This is a genomic window from Streptococcus vestibularis ATCC 49124, from assembly GCF_000188295.1.
GTDB classification, from domain to species: Bacteria; Bacillota; Bacilli; order Lactobacillales; family Streptococcaceae; genus Streptococcus; species Streptococcus vestibularis.
Genome location: NZ_GL831112.1, coordinates 346,153 through 363,196, shown reverse-complemented (window position 1 = coordinate 363,196; position 17,044 = coordinate 346,153). Strand labels below are relative to the sequence as shown.

Sequence of the window (17,044 nt, the reverse complement as noted above, 5' to 3'; positions counted from 1 at the left end):
TTTAATCATAAATTAAGCTTCTTGTTCCTCTTTCAACAATTTCTTATCGTAAACACGAATGAATGGGAAGTAAACAAGGAAGGCAGCAACTGCACAGACAAGAGCAACTAAGACAGCACGGAGATCTGCTGTTCCTAAGAAGGCTCCGATTCCCACTGGGGTTGGCCATGGAACTTGTGCAATAACAGGATTAATCAAATGCAATGCATTAACAAAGTAGTAAATAGTAGCTGTAACCATTGGAGCTAAGATAAATGGAATCGCTAATGCTGGATTATAGATAATTGGCAACCCAAAAATCAAAGGTTCGTTAATGTTGAACAATGCTGGAACAACTGAGGCACGTCCAATCGCTTTAAGTTGCTCTGACTTGGCAGCAAAAGCAATGTAGAGACACAGACCAAGAGTTGCACCTGATCCACCAGCGATAACAAACATGTTAGAGAACTCACCAGCTACAGCATAGTGTCCTCCAGCAGCATTTTCTGCCAAGTTAGCAAGTGCGATAGGGCTAACGAAAGCAAAGATAATGTTAGCACCATGAATTCCTACAATCCAGAGGAGTTGAGTTAAAAGATAAATAATCATTAATCCAATCCATGAGTTAGTTAGGTTACCAACAAACCCAAATGGAATAGCAATAACTTTAAAGATGTCAGTTCCCAACGCCACGAGTGTACCGTTAATAAAGATAACTACAAATGCAACGACGAATCCTGGAATCAAGGCTGTGAATCCGCGAGAAACCCCTTCTGGAACAGCTTCAGGCATTTTAATAACCCAATTACGTTTTACACATGTACGATAAATAAGAACTGTCACAATAGCCATGATAATAGCTGTGAAAATACCAGTAGTACCAAAACGAGTAACGCCATTGCCCATTGCCCAACCATCAACAACGACTGCACCTTCTTTAAGGCTACCTACAGCTTTCATCATTCCACCGTCAAAAATGATTTGTGGAACTGTCATAATGAACGCCATGAGCGCAAGAAGAGCACCGTTAAGAGGATTCATATTTAGTTCTTCTTCTTCTGCATAGATTTTAGTTAACTCATAAGCAAGTGAGAGAACAAAGTAAAGAGAGAGGGAACCCATAGTAGCATAGTTAGCAACCATGTATAGAGAAGTAAACTTATCAAATGAAGCTGAGAAAATATCAGCTACAATTGGCCAGAATGAGAAAGCTTGTGGCAGAATACTAAATACCAAGAACATTGACCCAACAATAGTAAATGGTACAGCTGCCATACCTGCTGCCGTGATTGCACGTACAACTTTAAACTGGGCAAGTTTTCCCATTGGTCCCATGACATGATTTTCAAGGAAACCAAATAATCCGTTTTGTTGATCCATAATCGGACCTCCTTAATAATAATTATATATATTTCAATAGCAATCCTTTTAAAAGATGTTATAAGGTTATAGAACTCTTTTCTAACTGGATAAAGCGTTGATAAGCCTTATCTTTACGTTCATATATTTCTTGAATTCTTTTAAGATTTAGCAAGCAAAGGCCTAAACCTAGTAAAAGAATAACAAAAACGAAGAAACGTGCAGCTTGATTATTTTCAAAAATTGGGAAAAGAGTTGTAAACAGACTTGTCCAAGTTAGAACAAGTAGTCCCACCTGAATAACAGCTTGCGAGCGAACAAACATCTGAGTCACTTTCAAACGTTCATCACGCTTGCCATACAATCGAAACTGCTCAACAGTAGCCAAAATCGCTAATATAATTAACGTAATAGGGAGAACAATAACAAAAGAAGGACGAATAAATTGATTCAAGAGCCAATAAATATTACCAAAAAAGAAGAGTGCTATTGTATAACGTAGAAGAAGATAGCGATTAAAGAAAGTATTTTTTAACGCTGTCTCCCGACGTTGACGCTCGATTTCTAGTTGTTCTTTTTTTGTCATTGTCTTCCTCCTTGTTTAACTATATCTATTTAGCCAACCTTTCTATGAAGAACTAGCATTTCCTTTGCTACTTCCAATAGAGTCATTGTGGTCATTAAATGATCTTGAGCATGCACCATGATAATTTCAATCTTAATTTCTACACCACTTGCATAGTCTTGTAAAAGTTTTGTTTGTGCATGGTGCGCTTCTAAAATTTCTTCATTTGAATGATCTAACTTAGCTTCTGCTTCGTCAAAGCGACCTTCTCGCATATCGGCAAACGCTTCATGAATTTCCGTTCTAGCAGTACCTGAATGAAGAATGATTTCAAAGGCTGCAACCTGTAGTTCTTCTTGATTCATATGAACCTCCTATGTTATTTTTTCAAATATCTTAATAAAATCTTCAAATTTCTTGCAATTAATTAATTGCTCTTGTAAATCTTCATTTTCTGTTAAGGAAACTATTTTCTTCGTCACATCCTTCAATCCATCATTTCCATATAATGATGGTGATAAAAGAAAAACAAGTTGAATATGTGAGCTTTGACTATCCCAAGATACAGGTTCTTGACAGATAGCAACTGAGATCTTCACTTCTTTTCCCAAAGGCCTAATTGGGTGAGGAACTGCAATTTTTTCGGAAAAGACGACTGAGCTTAATTCCTCACGCTGTTTTATTTCATAAAGTAGAGACTGTTCGAAGTCCACTGATTCATCGACAGATAGAGACTCAGCCATTTCTTCCAATAGTCGTGTTTTATCGCCTTTCGTCCACACAAAGAAAGTATCTCGGCTAAAGTATTGTTTACAATTATCGTCTTCAATAGGGGATACTTCTGAACGTTTCCTATTTCTCGAGACTTGCATCTGATTCATAGCATTACGAATCTGAGATATTTCGTCAGATTTAAGAAAGACACTCACTGTAAAAACGGGCATCTGAAAGTAAAGGTTCGATAAATCAACAGCCGATACAATAAAATCAATACCGTCTATTTTTTCTTGGTTCAACTCATAGTAACCTATGACATCAACCACCTCTATACGATTCCCAAGCTCAGATTCAAGACGATTTTTAAGCATTTGAGCAGCCCCAAATCCTGTCGCACAAATCGCCAATACTGAAAATTTATGGTTTTCTTTTCGACGTTCGATAGCAGCCAAGAAATGAAGACAGACATAAACTATTTCATCGTCAGATATAGTAGCCTGTGAAAAAGCTTCCATATTTGCAAGAATTTCCTTGGTCATGAAGAATACATCGCTATAATTTTGTTTAACCTCATCTACCAATGGATTACTAAGATTAATATGACTGGCTAAGCGTACCTGTAAGGTCATCAAATGGGTTATAAGACTCTCAACAAGTTGAAAATCTGAGGAAAAGTGGTATATATCGTCTAACCCTAAGGTTTCAAAACGTTGGACCAACGAGTCTCTCAGTGCTTCTTTAGAAAACTCTGTTTGGTTGTTTTGGGGTAACTGACTTTTAGCTAACAGATGTAGGGTAATATAATCGATTTCTTGAACTGGAAATTCTTGATTGGTTACCTCACTAACTCTTGAAATAATCCTCTTAGCAACCCGACGTTCGATGTCGTTATCTGCCATCTGACAATCTAAGTTCCTAATTTCAAAACCAGACTTGATACGGCCTATTGCTAAAGCTATATGAACAACTAAATTTTGTAAAACAAAATCCGATAACTTTAGATTGGCTTCCTGACATTCTTCTAAAACAATCTTTGCCAATTCCTCTAATGGAAGATTTTGGTCAAAAAAATTTGACTTCACATATGAGTGCAATACTTTAAAAAACTGGTTCTCCAAGAAATAACTCATAATGAAGCGACGTTTGTCTAGTTCTTCACCAGAAACGTAGACACCTTTATTCGCTCTACTTTCTATAGTTAGGTTATACTCAGCTAGCATCTGGCGTATCTTTTTAAAATCATTAGACAAGGTTGAGCGACTAACATATAGCTCCTCAACTAAATCATCAAAATGAACTGGAACCTGTTCAAACAAGAGCTTATTTAAAATGAAAGCTAGCCGATCATCACTTTGGGACATGGAAGATTCTGTATTATAATCATCTCCTAATTCATAAATCAGACGAAAAGTTTGGCAAGCTTCTTGGCTTTCAAAAAACAGTCTATAACCTTGTCCTTGTTTTGATACTAAGCTAACACCTTGAAGGTTTAAGGTTTGATCAATTGATTTTAAGTGATTACGTACAGTCCTATCCGAGCAGGACAAGTATTCAGCAAGCTCTTTACTCGTAACATAACGTTCCCTATGCTTTATCAAGAATTGAAGGATGCTTTTTTCCCTAGTTTTTGACAATCTTATATCCTCCTAAAAATGATATATTCACCTTCTATTATAGGATATTTTCACACCTTTACTTCTTTTTATCGAGCATAAGTTAGATTATGAACCATTTATAATCTAGTCAACAGATAATATTAACTAATATCTATTTTTTACACTATTTCTTTAACGAAGATTAGATGTTTTCTACAATTAAATTAGCCATTTTTTCAATTCCCATTGGAATTGGAATGTAAGCTTGTGGTGGAATTTGAACAACTGGTTTTCCGACTTTGGCACCTGCCTCTTCAAACTGTTTAAAATACATTTTTGTTTGAGGACTTACAAGGTATAAATCAAATTCTGATGCTGCAATAGCTTTTCCACCTTCAGTAGCACTAATAGCATCAACCTCAATATCCTGACCTTTCCCTTTTAGAAATTCAGTTGTTTTCTTTGCCATTAGTGATGAAGACATTCCTGCTGCACAAATAATCAATGCTTTTGCCATAAGATTTTCTCCTTTAATCTAATCCCATCAAATTGATACTTGATTGGGCTATTTCTTATTTACACCTTAATTATAGAGTATAGCGCTTACAATTACCATTGCTGATTTTTCCTCAACGATACGGAAAATAATTATTTGTACTTCAATTTATAAATCAAAATAATACCAGATAGTAAAAACGAAACACTATTAGCCAAAATCAAAGGTAAGTCACCAATATGAAATCCATGAGCAAGCCACAAAGCAATACCAATAACCTGCATAACATACATCCCTAAGGCAATTGATTCAGTATCTTTTGTTTTTACCACACGCACAACTTGCGGCAAAAAGGCAAATGTTGTTAAAATTGCTGCAATGCTACCAATCATATCTATTCTCCTATTTAGTAAAGAAGCTGGGCATCTTCCCAGCTTCTTAATACTATTCTACTGTTGCACCATTGGATGCAATAACTTCTTTATACCAATTAAATGATTTTTTCGGTGAGCGTTCATAACTTCCCTGTCCATAATCATCTTTATCCACATAGATAAATCCATAACGTTTCCTCATCTCACCGGTACCAGCTGAAACTAGGTCTATACATCCCCAAGGAGTATATCCCATTAAGTCAACACCATCTTCTACTACGGCTTTTTTCATTTCACGAATATGTGCACCTAGGTAATCAATTCGATAATCATCATGAACCATGCCATCTGCTTCAACTTGGTCTATAGCACCAAAACCATTTTCAACAATAAATAATGGCAAATGATAGTGATCAGTAAACCAGTTTAATGCATAACGTAAGCCCTCGGGGTCAATTTGCCACTCCCACTCAGATGCCTGAACATAATTATTTTTAACCAAATCTTCTGTTTCAAGATAATCAAAATAAGGATTATTCTCACGATGAGAATCGATAGCGAAAGACATATAGTAACTAAATCCAATATAGTCTACTGTTCCTCCAAGTAAATCCTCTTTATCTTGATCTGTAAAATCAACTGAGATTCCTTTACGTTCCCAATACTTGAGAATGTGTTCAGGATATTTACCCAAAACATGTACATCAGTAAAGTAATAACGTTTTTGCATAGCCTTCATAGCCATTAAAATATCTTTAGGATTACAAGTTGCAGGATAAATAGGACACATCGCAATCATACAACCAATTTGAAAATCTGGATTGATTTCATGACCAATTTTTACTGCTCGAGCAGAAGCCACTAACTCATAGTGTGCTGCTTGATACATAATAGCTTCTCGGTCGTCACCTTCCTCATATACAATACCAGAGTTCGTAAATGGTGCAAAATCTTCCTGGTAATTGGCCTGATTGTTGATTTCATTAAAGGTCATCCAGTATTTAACTTTATCTTTATAACGTTTGAATACGACTTCCGCAAAGTGAACAAAGAAATCAATCAATTTTCGATTTTTCCACCCACCGTATTCTGTAACCAAATGATAAGGCATCTCAAAATGAGATAACGTAATTACAGGTTCAATTCCATACTTCAAGCACTCATCAAAAAGATCATCATAAAATTGCAAACCTTCTTCATTGGGCTCTAACTCATCACCTTTTGGGAAAATACGTGTCCAGGCAATCGATGTTCGGAAGCACTTAAATCCCATTTCAGCAAAAAGTGCAATATCTCCTTTATAACGATGGTAAAAATCTATAGCCTCATGGTTTGGATAATATTTACCTTCCAAAACGCCCGGGGTAATTTCACGGGCAACTCCATGACGACCAGCAGTCATCACATCAGCAACACTGATTCCTTTACCACCTTCTTGCCATCCACCTTCAAGTTGATGAGCAGCAACAGCACCGCCCCACAAAAATCCATCTTTAAAAGTAGTCATCGTTTTTCCTCCTGACTTTGATACTTCTATTATAAACTCCATAAGCATCAATGAAAACGCATTCTTTTTCCATAATACTACGGAAAGCAATAGGTCATCTTTTGATTGAAAACGTTTTATATAAAGAGTATAATATCTCTCATAAGGAGGCAATAATATGAATTTCATACAGTTTTTAATTGCTTTTGCAGGACTTGTTGTTGGAGTTAGCGCTGTTGCTATACTCTTCTGGTACTTAAGTAAGACTTTGAAGAAAAACGTCATTGTACGTAATAGTAATACCTTTACTATTGTTCATCTTAAAGAGCTAGATCAATACCCTGACTTACTTATGAATACTGATTTTAAGAAAATGGGAGACTGGACTGTCCATGATAACGGACATGAATTCCGAGGAACTGCCAATGTCTCCAAAGAAAAACTTCGCCAATGGATTATTGATGAATATCATTTAAAAGCTCATCAAGTTATTGTCACTGTTCCTGAAGAAATGAAGGTTGCTTCAGCTCTTCCTCATTTCTAAAGTCACTTAGCCTTTTTCAAAAACTCCTACGAACTCCACTCGTTAGGAGTTTTTGTATACCCTAATAATAGATAAAAAACCAACCTCTCGGCTGGTTCTTTATCTATTACTCTTCTTTCAACTTCGCCAATTCTTGAGCAAGTAACTTGAGGGCTACTTGTGGGTTAGCTTGGCCTTTGGTTGCTTTCATGAGGAAACCTGTGAAGGCCTTATCAGCGTTACGTTTACCTGACTTGAAGTCGGCTACGGCTGCTTCATTATCTGCAAAGACTTGGTGGATGATTGGGATCAAGACTTCAGGGTCTGAAATCTGTACCAATCCAGCTTTTTCGACGTATTCACGCGCACCTCCACCGTTTTTCGCCAAGTGAACGAATACTTTCTTGGCAATCTTAGATGAAATCGTTCCATCTTCGATGATGGCAATCATTTCTACCAAGTTTTCTGGTGTCAACTTGATTTCTTCAAGCGTTTTACCTTCTGCGTTCAAGAATTGTGCGACTTCACCTTGGAGCCAGTTAGACACTTGCTTGGCATCTCCGCCAAGGGCTACGGCTGCTTCGAAGAAGTCAGATGTGACCTTAGTAGCTGTCAATTGGTTGGCATCATAGTCAGACAAGCCAAGCTCTGCCACATAGCGAGCACGACGGTCTTTTGGAAACTCTGGCAACTCAGTACGCATTTCCTCAATCCAGTCATCTGAGATTTCAAACAATGGAAGGTCTGGTTCTGGGAAGTAACGGTAATCCGCTGCCCCTTCTTTGACACGCATAAGGATGGTACTCTTGTTAGCTTCATCGTAACGACGTGTTTCTTGACGAATGACACCACCTGAACGCAAGATTTTCGCTTGGCGTTGCACTTCGTATTCAAGACCTTTACGGACGTTTGAGAAAGAGTTCAAGTTTTTCAACTCAGTCTTGGTACCAAATTCCTCTTGGCCGTATGGGCGAAGGGAAATGTTGGCATCCACACGCATAGATCCTTCTTCCATCTTGACGTCTGAAATACCAATATATTGGATGACTTCTTTGAGGGCTGTCAAATAGGCGTAGGCTTCTTCTGGAGAACGCATATCTGCTTCAGAGACAATCTCGATCAATGGCACCCCTTGACGGTTAAGATCTACATAAGAGAAACCGTCTGTTCCGTGGGTGTTCTTACCGGCATCTTCTTCCAAATGGGCACGTTCAATCCCGATTTTCTTAGTTGAGCCGTCTTCCAATTGCACTTCAATCCAACCGTTGTAACCGATTGGCTCGTCAAATTGCGAAATTTGGTAGGCCTTTGGATTATCAGGGTAGAAATAGTTCTTACGGTCAAAGTGCATGTGCTGGTGGATATCCATATTCAGCGCCAAAGCAGCCTTGATACCAGCATCCACAACACCCTTATTCAAGACAGGAAGCACCCCTGGGAAAGACCAGTCAATCACATTAGTGTTGGCATTTTGCTCGTTCCCAAAGTGAGCAGAGGTTGGTGAGAAAATTTTTGAGTTTGTATTCAATTCAACGTGGACTTCAAGTCCGATGACTGTTTCAAAGTTCATTAATTGTCACCTCCGAAAATTAGGGGTTGTTGCTTGTGGTAATCCGTTGTTGCTTCAAAGGCAGCTGCAGCTTGGTAAATGGTTTCTTCAGAATACTTAGGACCAATCAACTGCAAACCAACTGGAAGACCTTGAGCAAAACCTGCAGGAATCGAAATTCCTGGAAGACCTGCCAAGTTGACTGGGATAGTCAAGAGGTCAGCCAAGTACATGGCAACCGGATCATGGTTGAGCGAATCCAAATCAAAAGCCACGCTTGGAGCTGTAGGACCAAGGATGAGGTCGTAATCCGCAAAGACTTTTTCAAAGTCTTGGATAATGAGGGTACGAACTTGTCCTGCTTTCTTGTAGTAAGCATCGTAGTAACCAGATGACAAACTAAAGGTCCCAAGCATGATACGGCGTTTGACCTCATTGCCAAAGCCTTGACTACGAGTGTTCACGTAGATATCATCCAAGTTTTTAGCATCTTCTGCACGGAAACCATAGCGAATACCGTCGAAACGTTGCAAGTTTGAAGACGCTTCTGAAGAAGCGATGATATAGTAAACGGCAACACCGTATTTAGAGTGTGGCAAGCTGACTTCTTCAACAGTTGCTCCCAATTTTTCAAAATGTTTCGCCGCATTAAGGATAGTTTCTTTGACTTCTGGATCAATCCCTTCACCGAGGTATTCCTTCGGAAGGGCAATCTTCATGCCTTTAATGTCCTGACCAATCTTAGAAGTAAAGTCTGCTACACGAACAGGCGCTGAAGTTGAATCCTTGGCATCTTCACTGGCAATGACATTGAGCAATTGTGCATTTTCCTTAACCGTTGGTGAGAAAGTACCAATTTGGTCAAGTGAGCTACCAAAGGCAATGAGACCAAAACGTGAAACCGTTCCATAAGTTGGTTTGAGACCAACAATCCCGTTAAAAGCAGCCGGTTGACGGATGGAACCACCTGTATCTGAACCAAGGGACAAACGGACTTGCCCTGAAGCTACAGAAGCTGCTGAACCACTAGAAGATCCACCAGGCACCTTGCTGTGGTCCCATGCATTTTTAGTCGCTCCATAGTAAGATGTTTCACCAGATCCACCCATGGCAAATTCATCCATGTTGGTCTTCCCGATGACAATCATATCTTTGGCTTTTGCATTGGCAACAGCTGTCGCATCAAAGATTGGCTCGTAGTTATAGAGCATTTTTGAAGCCGCAGTTGTCAAAATGCCATCTGTTGAGATATTGTCTTTGACAGCGAGTGGAATCCCTGACAGAAGGTTATCTGCATCGATCCCTTTTTCATCAATAGCCTTAGCTTGCGCAAGAGCAGTTTCTTCGGCCACCGTTACAAAGGCATTGACTGCTTCTTCACGCTCCTTGATATCATCAAGCGTCGCTTGTGTCAATTCAGTTGCCGAAATTTCCTTAGAGACAAGGAGGTCGTGCAACTCTTCAATGGTTTTATTGTTGAATGACATTAGGCATCTCCTCCATCTTCTAGGATAGCTGGTACCTTAATGTAATAGTTATCTTTTTCAGGTACATTTTTAAACAAGCGGTCACGGTCTGTCCCTTTTTCAGCAACATCCGGACGCAATACGGTCTTGCGATCAGCCATGGTCGTTGTTGGGGCAACACCTGTTGTGTCCACTTCTTCCAACAATTCCACCATGTCGACAATTTTAGACAAGGTTGTCGCAAACTCAGCTGTCTCTTCTGGAGAGAATTTCAATTTTGAAAGATTGGCAACGTGGGTTACCTCTTCTTGCGTAATTTTCATCTTGCTTCCTTTCGTGAAATGATGATTTTTCAATACCTTCTATTTTATCATAATTTAGCCTATTTTGCTTGGAGGATAAAAAAACTGTAGTAACTTTTTTATCACTACAGTTTACAGAGATAGAGCTTTTTCAAAACACCTATCGTATGGCTATCAAGAGCTTTCTCCAAGCCTCTAGGATTTCTGGTTTCAAATACTGTTTTGCCAGGTCGTATGAGATTTGATGTATAGACTCAAGATCACTCTCTAAGGCAAATACAATTTTGTCCGCCATCTGAGAAACAAGTAGGTCTTCATCCATAGTCTCGCTATAAGGAACCAGATAGCCATTCTCACCATCTTTGATGAAGGTTGGATTACCGTAACGGGCATCAAAACCAACCAGGGCTAAACCTGCTCCTACCGCTTCCATCAGAGTCAAACCAAAGGTCTCCCACTGAGAGGTAGTGACATAAAGTTAATACTGTGGGTAGACGTCACGCAAATCCGCATGTCCTCTAAGTTGAATGTAATCATTTGCCCCAAGAGTATTAATCAGATCTTGTAGATTCTCTTGCTCCCCACCTTTACCGTAGATGTCAAAGCGAAGATTAGGTTCTTTTTGATGGGCAAGGGCAACGGCTCTTATAGCTAAATCCGCCCAGATTCACTCCAAAAAGTGGTGACAAATCCTGCGTAAAAATCATATCACAATCCAAATAGAGAACACGATCTTCTTGAACAAACTCAGGAATCGCATAACGGAAAAAAGTCGCATAATGAATATGCGCACTTGGAAGCGAAAAATGTTTAAAGCTTTCTGCAGACACACGACAATTAAGAATTTCAGAATCAATAGCCTCTAAACGACGATTCATCAGCGTAAACCATTCTGTTGGTAAATTCTCATTTAGCACATAAATTTTCCACTACCCTTGGTGTACACACAAAGATTTAAGAGCTACCTCTAATTTTTCCATACAGGATAGCTCAGATACAAATACAACTGATTTTTTACCCATGTTTTCTCCCTCTCAAACTCTAATAAAAATATCATTTTTTAGAAAACATTACAATCTCTATTCCTTACAAAAAAGCCAACCCTAAGGCTGACTTTAAATGGAGATCAATTTTCTCTTAGTGCTCGTTAATTGCATAAAATAGGATTCAGACTAACATATGGCTTAAAAAACCAAACACCTCTCAACTCATAGTGTCATGGGTCGAGACTCATACCCTATTCTACAGAGGCACCGTTACTTGCGATAACTTCTTTGTACCAGTTAAATGATTTCTTCTTAGAGCGTTTAAGGCTACCATTACCATCGTTGTCACGGTCCACATAGATGAAGCCATAACGTTTCTTCATTTCACCAGTTCCGGCAGAAACAAGGTCGATACAACCCCAAGTTGTGTAGCCCCAAAGCTCTACACCATCTTCATTGATTGCATCACGCATGGCCTTGATGTGGGCTGCCAAGTAGTCGATACGATAATCGTCTTCAACATAACCATTTTCATCTGGTGTATCCACAGCACCAAGCCCATTTTCAACGATAAACATCGGTTTTTGGTAACGATCCCAAATAGCATTGAGGGTAATACGAAGGCCTAGTGGGTCAATTTGCCAGCCCCACTCTGAAGCTTCCAAATAGGGATTTTTAATAGAGGCAAAGATATTTCCAGCAGTCTTTTCATTAACTTCTGGATCACCTGAAGCCACACGACTTGCATAATAAGAGAAGGAAATAAAATCAACAGTATGCTCTTTAAGAAGGGCCAAATCTTCTTCCGTCATCTCAAGCTCAATGCCATCACGTTCCCACTGTTTCTTAGCATAATTTGGATACTCTCCACGAGCTTGAACATCAGTAAAGAAATAGCTACTACGGTCTTCTTGCATGGCTGCCCAGTAGTCACGTGGATGGGCTGTATTTGGATAATATTGACCTGCTGCCAACATACAACCGACCTTATTTTCAGGGTCAATCTCATGGGCCAACTTCGTCGCCATAGCTGAAGCTACCAACTCATGGTGAGCTGCTTGGTATTTAACCTGCTCCTCATTCTCACCCTCTTCAAAGCAGAGTCCTGCTCCCATAAATGGTGCATGGAGAATCATATTGATTTCATTGAAAGTGAGCCAGTACTTAACCAAACCTTTATAACGTGTGAAAAGGGTACGGCAAAGATTTTCATAGAAGCCAAGCATCTTACGATTACGCCATCCTCCATACTCGGTAATCAAGTGCATTGGACAATCAAAGTGTGTGATGGTCACCAAGGGTTCAATGCCATGTTTATGACATTCCTTGAAGAGGTCCTCGTAAAAGGCAAGCCCAGCTTCATTTGGCTCAGCCTCATCACCCTTAGGAAAAATACGTGACCAAGCAATAGAAAGTCTATAAGTCTTAAAACCCATTTCACCAAAGAGAGCAATATCTTCCTTGTAACGGTGGTACATATCGATGCTTTCCTTAGCTGGATAAAAATAACCATCCTCAAAATTAAACATCTTGCGACGTCCAGTAATAATGGAAAGGCGATCCTCACCAATCGGCACCACATCAACATTGGCTAAACCACGCCCATCAGCATCATAGGCACCTTCACATTGGTTGGCTGCTGTCGCACCACCCCACAAAAAAACGTTAGGAAAAGTTAATTTTTTAGTCATTATTCTACCTCCTATATATTTCGACTTAATAATAGTATACAATAGCATGTAACCGTTTTCTTATGGTAAACTACGGAAAACTGATACTATCCTATGATTTTAGACAAAGAATTGAGAGTAGGACTTACTCCTACATTTGATACGAACTGAATTTCAATCCTCTTACCATTATTACAATTATCAAAAAAAGAGTAAGAACCAACTCTTACTCTACAATTGTTGCTCCAAGAACATTTTTTAAATGCCCAATAGCAAAGTCATGTGCTTCAGGTGTCAAGGAGGCTGTTGCACTCTCTACCACCTCGATATCATAGCCCAAATTATAAGCATCAATAGCCGTATGTAACACACAAATATCCGTTAAAACTCCCGTCAAAACAACTGTCGTCACACGACGCTCACGCAAACGAATATCCAAATCTGTTCCTGAAAAAGCCGAATAGTGACGTTTGTCCATCCAAAAGACACGATTGTCATCCTTGATGGCATCATATACACCAGCTAACTTACCATAAAGTTCTCGTCCGTCTGTCCCTGCAATATTGTGAGGCGGAAAGAGTTTAGTCTCAGGATGGAAAGTATCCCCCTCATCATGTCGGTCCATGGCAACAAAGATATAATCTCCATTGTCATAAGCTTCTTGCGTTACCTGAGCAATACGATCTTCAATGGCTTGGGCAGGCTTACCAGCCGTCAACTTCCCATCATCTGCCACAAAATCATAAGAGTAATCAATTGAAATCAATGCCTTGGTCATAAAACCTTCTCCTTTTAAAAAAGTGCGGCGACCTCAGCCTACCTCACTTCTATTCAATGTTTTATTCGTATTCTTTCAATTTGTCGTAGATACCTTCGTTAAGGACTTTAAGATAAGTTCCTTTCATACCAAGCGAACGACTTTCAATAATACCAGCTGATTCTAATTTACGAAGAGCATTAACAATAACAGAACGAGTGATTCCGATACGGTCCGCGATAACAGAGGCTGTCAAACGACCTTCTAAACCGTCCAACTCATTCAAAATAGCTGAAACTGCCTTGATTTCTGAGTAAGACAAGGTGTTAATAGCCATATTAATAGCTGTTTGTTTACGAATCGTTTCTTCCAAGTTTTCTGTTTGAAGATTCAACAATTGCAAACCAACTACTGTAGATGCAATCTCAACCAAGATAAGGTCGTCGTCCACAAAATCATGGTCGTTACGCCAAATAATGAAAGAACCAAGACGCATACCACCACCATAGATTGGTGCAATTGTCGTTAAACCGTCTGGAAAATCATCTTTTGATTCCACTGGGAAGATGGTCAAGTCACTGTCAATACCGATATTTTCTTGAGTATCATAAACACGGCTAATACCACGTGTGTATTCCTCTGGAAGTTGTTTCGCTTCAAAAAACTCTTCCACACGGTCAGTATTGGTTTTGTATTTCATAGCAAAACCAAGGAGAGCACCACCACCATTTACGATAGCAGCATTACAATCAATAATATCTGCCAACTGAGCAGCCATGTTGTTGTATGGAAGATCTCCTTCCAAGCTATCTACTGAGCGTTGCAAGATAGAAGTAATTTTACGTGTTTTAGCCAGCAAATTTGCCATTTTTATTGTCTTCACTTTCTATTTATAATCTTAATAATCTCAGGTCCTGTACCAAGCATATCCGTTAAGACCCGCTAGCCCTATCATTATAGCATACCTGACCTAAAAATTGCAAACAATTGTCTGAAAATTATTTATTATTCTACTATTCATTATATTATGTCTTTTTCAAGGAAAACGTTCGGATTTTAGGTAAAAACGACTCCTTTTTAAGCAAGATAAAAAACGGACAAGCCTTTTTGTCCAGTTTTCACGAATTTAGCGCTTGTAATATGACAAAACACGTTCGATTTTATTTCCAAGATCAGCCAATTCTTCCACACGAGGAAGGTAGACAATACGGAAGTGGTCCGGTTCATTCCAGTTAAAGCCTTTTCCTGGAACCAAGAGGACTTTTTCCTTCTTCAAGAGACGAAGACAGAACTCTTCATCATCGTCAATATCATACATGTTACGGTCAATCTTAGGGAAAATGTAAAGACCTGCATCTGGCTTAACAGCTGTAAGTCCTGGAATATCATTTACTGTGTTTGTAATAAACTCACGTTGTTCATAAATACGACCACCAGGAATCAGGAGCTCATCAACAGATTGGTAACCACCAAGCGAAGTCTGAATTACGTGTTGAGAGAGCACATTAGAACAAAGGCGCATATTAGACAACATATTAAGCCCTTCAATATAGCCCCGAACATTCTTCTTAGGCCCAGAAAGAACCATCCAACCCACACGGAAACCACAAATACGGTGAGATTTAGAAAGACCATTCATAGATACACAGAAAACGTCTGGTGCAAGACTTGCAATAGCAATGTGCTTCTTACCATCCATAACCAAGCGGTCATAAATCTCATCCGCAAAGATAATCAAGTCATTTTGGCGTGCAATATCAACAATCTGTTCAAGAACATCTTTAGGGTAAAGAGCACCTGTAGGGTTATTCGGATTGATGATAACAATAGCCTTAGTATTTGATGTAATCTTTGATTTGATATCATCAATGTCTGGATACCAGTTAGATTTTTCATCACAGACATAGTGCACAGCGTTACCGCCAGCTAGACTGACACAGGCAGTCCAAAGAGGATAGTCTGGCATTGGGACCAAAACCTCATCTCCATCATCAAGCAAGGCCTGCATAGACATGGAAATCATTTCTGAAACACCATTACCAATATAAATATCATCAATATCTACATTTGGGAATCCCTTTAGCTGGCAATACTGCATAATCGCCTTACGAGCTGAGAAAATCCCTTTACTATCCGAATACCCTTCACTGTTACGAACATTCATAATTAAATCACGAATGACTTCATCTGGTGCTGTAAAACCAAATTCCGCAGGATTTCCTGTATTAAGACGGAGAATTTTTTCACCGTTGGCAATCATACGGTTGGCCTCATCCAAAACTGGACCACGAATATCATAGGCAACGTGTTCCAACTTTGATGATTTATCAAATGTTTTCATAAGTTAATCCTTTCAAAAGATACTAAAGCAGATACATCTAGTAGAAAATAAAAAAATTCAACACCTGATGGAGATTTCCACTTTTATTGACACCAACTTTAGGCTCGGCCATTTCATTTGGTATCATTTCTGAAGACTTGTCTTCCTCTTTTTTAATTATCATGTTTCTTACGAAGCTAATAACAGATTGTATTATACCTCTTTTTCAAGCAATCTTCAATTTTTAGATAATACTGAAATCTTCACATTACCAAGAGCATCCTAAAGTAAGCAGTCAAAAAAAGATTTCAGAAAATCTATAACAACGCTTTCATTTTTTAGATTAAAGGAGTATAATAAAGCTAAAGATAGGAGGTAGAGCTTATGTCTCAACAATATGAACGTATTATGGTAGCTATCGACGGTTCTTACGAATCAGAACTGGCCTTTATTAAAGGTGTGCACGTTGCAAAACGTAATAATGCTCAGTTACTATTGGTACACGTTATCGATACACGCGCCCTTCAAAGCGTTGCGACTTTCGACTCTTATATCTATGAAAAACTAGAAGACGAAGCTAAAGCTGTATTGGCTGACTTTGAACGTCAAGCCAGAGAAGCTGGTTTAACCAAGATTCGCAAAGTTATTGAGTTCGGTAATCCTAAAAGCCTTTTGGCTGTTGATATCCCTGATAAGGAAAATGTTGACCTTATTATGGTTGGTGCCACTGGTCTCAATACTTTTGAACGCTTGCTTATTGGTTCATCTTCTGAATACATTCTCCGTCACGCAAAAGTTGACTTGCTCATTGTTCGTGACTCTGAAAAAACACTTTAGTCACCTCTCACAAGCACCTCTGGTGCTTTTCTCATATAAAAAAGAACCGAGATTTTAACTCTC

17 protein-coding genes and 1 pseudogene are annotated in these 17,044 nt (G+C 39.0%); 2 read left to right on the top strand and 16 right to left on the bottom strand.

What is annotated here, in order from left to right; translation table 11 throughout:
* Positions 1–12: 12 nt before the first annotated feature.
* The 7 genes from celB to HMPREF9425_RS01875 form a co-directional block, all read right to left on the bottom strand.
* On the bottom strand, positions 13–1,359 hold the full coding sequence (gene celB / locus HMPREF9425_RS01905; RefSeq protein WP_003096274.1) for a PTS cellobiose transporter subunit IIC: 1,347 nt from the start codon (positions 1,357–1,359) through the stop codon (positions 13–15).
* Between the two features lie 58 nt (positions 1,360–1,417).
* Entirely contained in the window at positions 1,418–1,924 is a 507-nt protein-coding gene (locus tag HMPREF9425_RS01900) for a hypothetical protein (protein ID WP_003096271.1), read from the bottom strand.
* 29 nt (positions 1,925–1,953) lie between these two features.
* Complete coding sequence (locus HMPREF9425_RS01895; RefSeq protein WP_003096270.1) at positions 1,954–2,268, bottom strand: PTS cellobiose transporter subunit IIA; 315 nt, start codon at positions 2,266–2,268, stop codon at positions 1,954–1,956.
* Positions 2,269–2,277: 9 nt separating this feature from the next.
* On the bottom strand, positions 2,278–4,254 hold the full coding sequence (locus tag HMPREF9425_RS01890) for a BglG family transcription antiterminator (protein ID WP_003096267.1): 1,977 nt from the start codon (positions 4,252–4,254) through the stop codon (positions 2,278–2,280).
* A 163-nt stretch (positions 4,255–4,417) separates the two neighbouring features.
* Positions 4,418–4,732: a PTS cellobiose transporter subunit IIB gene (locus tag HMPREF9425_RS01885; protein WP_003096262.1), complete on the bottom strand. Its 315-nt coding sequence runs from the start codon at positions 4,730–4,732 to the stop codon at positions 4,418–4,420.
* A 131-nt stretch (positions 4,733–4,863) separates the two neighbouring features.
* The gene (locus HMPREF9425_RS01880) at positions 4,864–5,103 is read right to left on the bottom strand and encodes a SemiSWEET transporter (protein ID WP_003096261.1); all 240 of its coding nucleotides are present in this window, start codon (positions 5,101–5,103) and stop codon (positions 4,864–4,866) included.
* A gap of 52 nt (positions 5,104–5,155) precedes the next feature.
* Entirely contained in the window at positions 5,156–6,592 is a 1,437-nt protein-coding gene (locus HMPREF9425_RS01875) for a 6-phospho-beta-glucosidase (protein WP_037621322.1), read from the bottom strand.
* 157 nt (positions 6,593–6,749) lie between these two features.
* Between HMPREF9425_RS01875 and HMPREF9425_RS01870 the strand changes: the two genes are divergently transcribed.
* On the top strand, positions 6,750–7,115 hold the full coding sequence (locus HMPREF9425_RS01870; RefSeq protein WP_003096255.1) for a hypothetical protein: 366 nt from the start codon (positions 6,750–6,752) through the stop codon (positions 7,113–7,115).
* A gap of 106 nt (positions 7,116–7,221) precedes the next feature.
* On the opposite strand, the gene gatB is transcribed toward HMPREF9425_RS01870, so the two are convergent.
* The 9 genes and pseudogenes from gatB to HMPREF9425_RS01825 form a co-directional block, all read right to left on the bottom strand.
* Positions 7,222–8,664, bottom strand: coding sequence for an Asp-tRNA(Asn)/Glu-tRNA(Gln) amidotransferase subunit GatB (gatB, locus tag HMPREF9425_RS01865; protein WP_003093972.1), 1,443 nt, complete (start codon positions 8,662–8,664; stop codon positions 7,222–7,224).
* Positions 8,664–10,130, bottom strand: a complete 1,467-nt coding sequence (gene gatA / locus HMPREF9425_RS01860; protein WP_003094882.1) for an Asp-tRNA(Asn)/Glu-tRNA(Gln) amidotransferase subunit GatA — start codon at positions 10,128–10,130, stop codon at positions 8,664–8,666. Before gatA ends, gatB begins: the two co-directional genes overlap by 1 nt.
* The gene (gene gatC / locus HMPREF9425_RS01855) at positions 10,130–10,432 is read right to left on the bottom strand and encodes an Asp-tRNA(Asn)/Glu-tRNA(Gln) amidotransferase subunit GatC (RefSeq protein ID WP_002884769.1); all 303 of its coding nucleotides are present in this window, start codon (positions 10,430–10,432) and stop codon (positions 10,130–10,132) included. The genes gatA and gatC overlap by 1 nt, the downstream gene beginning before the upstream one ends.
* Positions 10,433–10,571: 139 nt before the next feature.
* Positions 10,572–11,069 (bottom strand): annotated as a pseudogene (locus tag HMPREF9425_RS10565) (glycosyltransferase); the annotation flags it as partial.
* A complete protein-coding gene (locus HMPREF9425_RS10165) occupies positions 11,023–11,289 on the bottom strand; it encodes a glycosyltransferase (RefSeq protein WP_003094814.1) in 267 nt (88 codons plus the stop codon). The pseudogene HMPREF9425_RS10565 and the gene HMPREF9425_RS10165, both read right to left, overlap by 47 nt.
* A gap of 359 nt (positions 11,290–11,648) precedes the next feature.
* Positions 11,649–13,088, bottom strand: coding sequence for a 6-phospho-beta-glucosidase (locus HMPREF9425_RS01840; protein ID WP_003093820.1), 1,440 nt, complete (start codon positions 13,086–13,088; stop codon positions 11,649–11,651).
* A 205-nt stretch (positions 13,089–13,293) separates the two neighbouring features.
* Positions 13,294–13,845: a cysteine hydrolase family protein gene (locus tag HMPREF9425_RS01835; RefSeq protein WP_003093202.1), complete on the bottom strand. Its 552-nt coding sequence runs from the start codon at positions 13,843–13,845 to the stop codon at positions 13,294–13,296.
* A 61-nt stretch (positions 13,846–13,906) separates the two neighbouring features.
* A complete protein-coding gene (gene codY, locus HMPREF9425_RS01830; RefSeq protein ID WP_003093975.1) occupies positions 13,907–14,692 on the bottom strand; it encodes a GTP-sensing pleiotropic transcriptional regulator CodY in 786 nt (261 codons plus the stop codon).
* A gap of 258 nt (positions 14,693–14,950) precedes the next feature.
* Entirely contained in the window at positions 14,951–16,165 is a 1,215-nt protein-coding gene (locus HMPREF9425_RS01825) for a pyridoxal phosphate-dependent aminotransferase (RefSeq protein ID WP_003096246.1), read from the bottom strand.
* 363 nt (positions 16,166–16,528) lie between these two features.
* Between HMPREF9425_RS01825 and HMPREF9425_RS01820 the strand changes: the two genes are divergently transcribed.
* Positions 16,529–16,981 (top strand): universal stress protein, encoded by a 453-nt coding sequence (locus tag HMPREF9425_RS01820; protein WP_002891687.1) that lies wholly within the window; start codon positions 16,529–16,531, stop codon positions 16,979–16,981.
* The last annotated feature ends 63 nt before the right edge of the window (positions 16,982–17,044 follow it).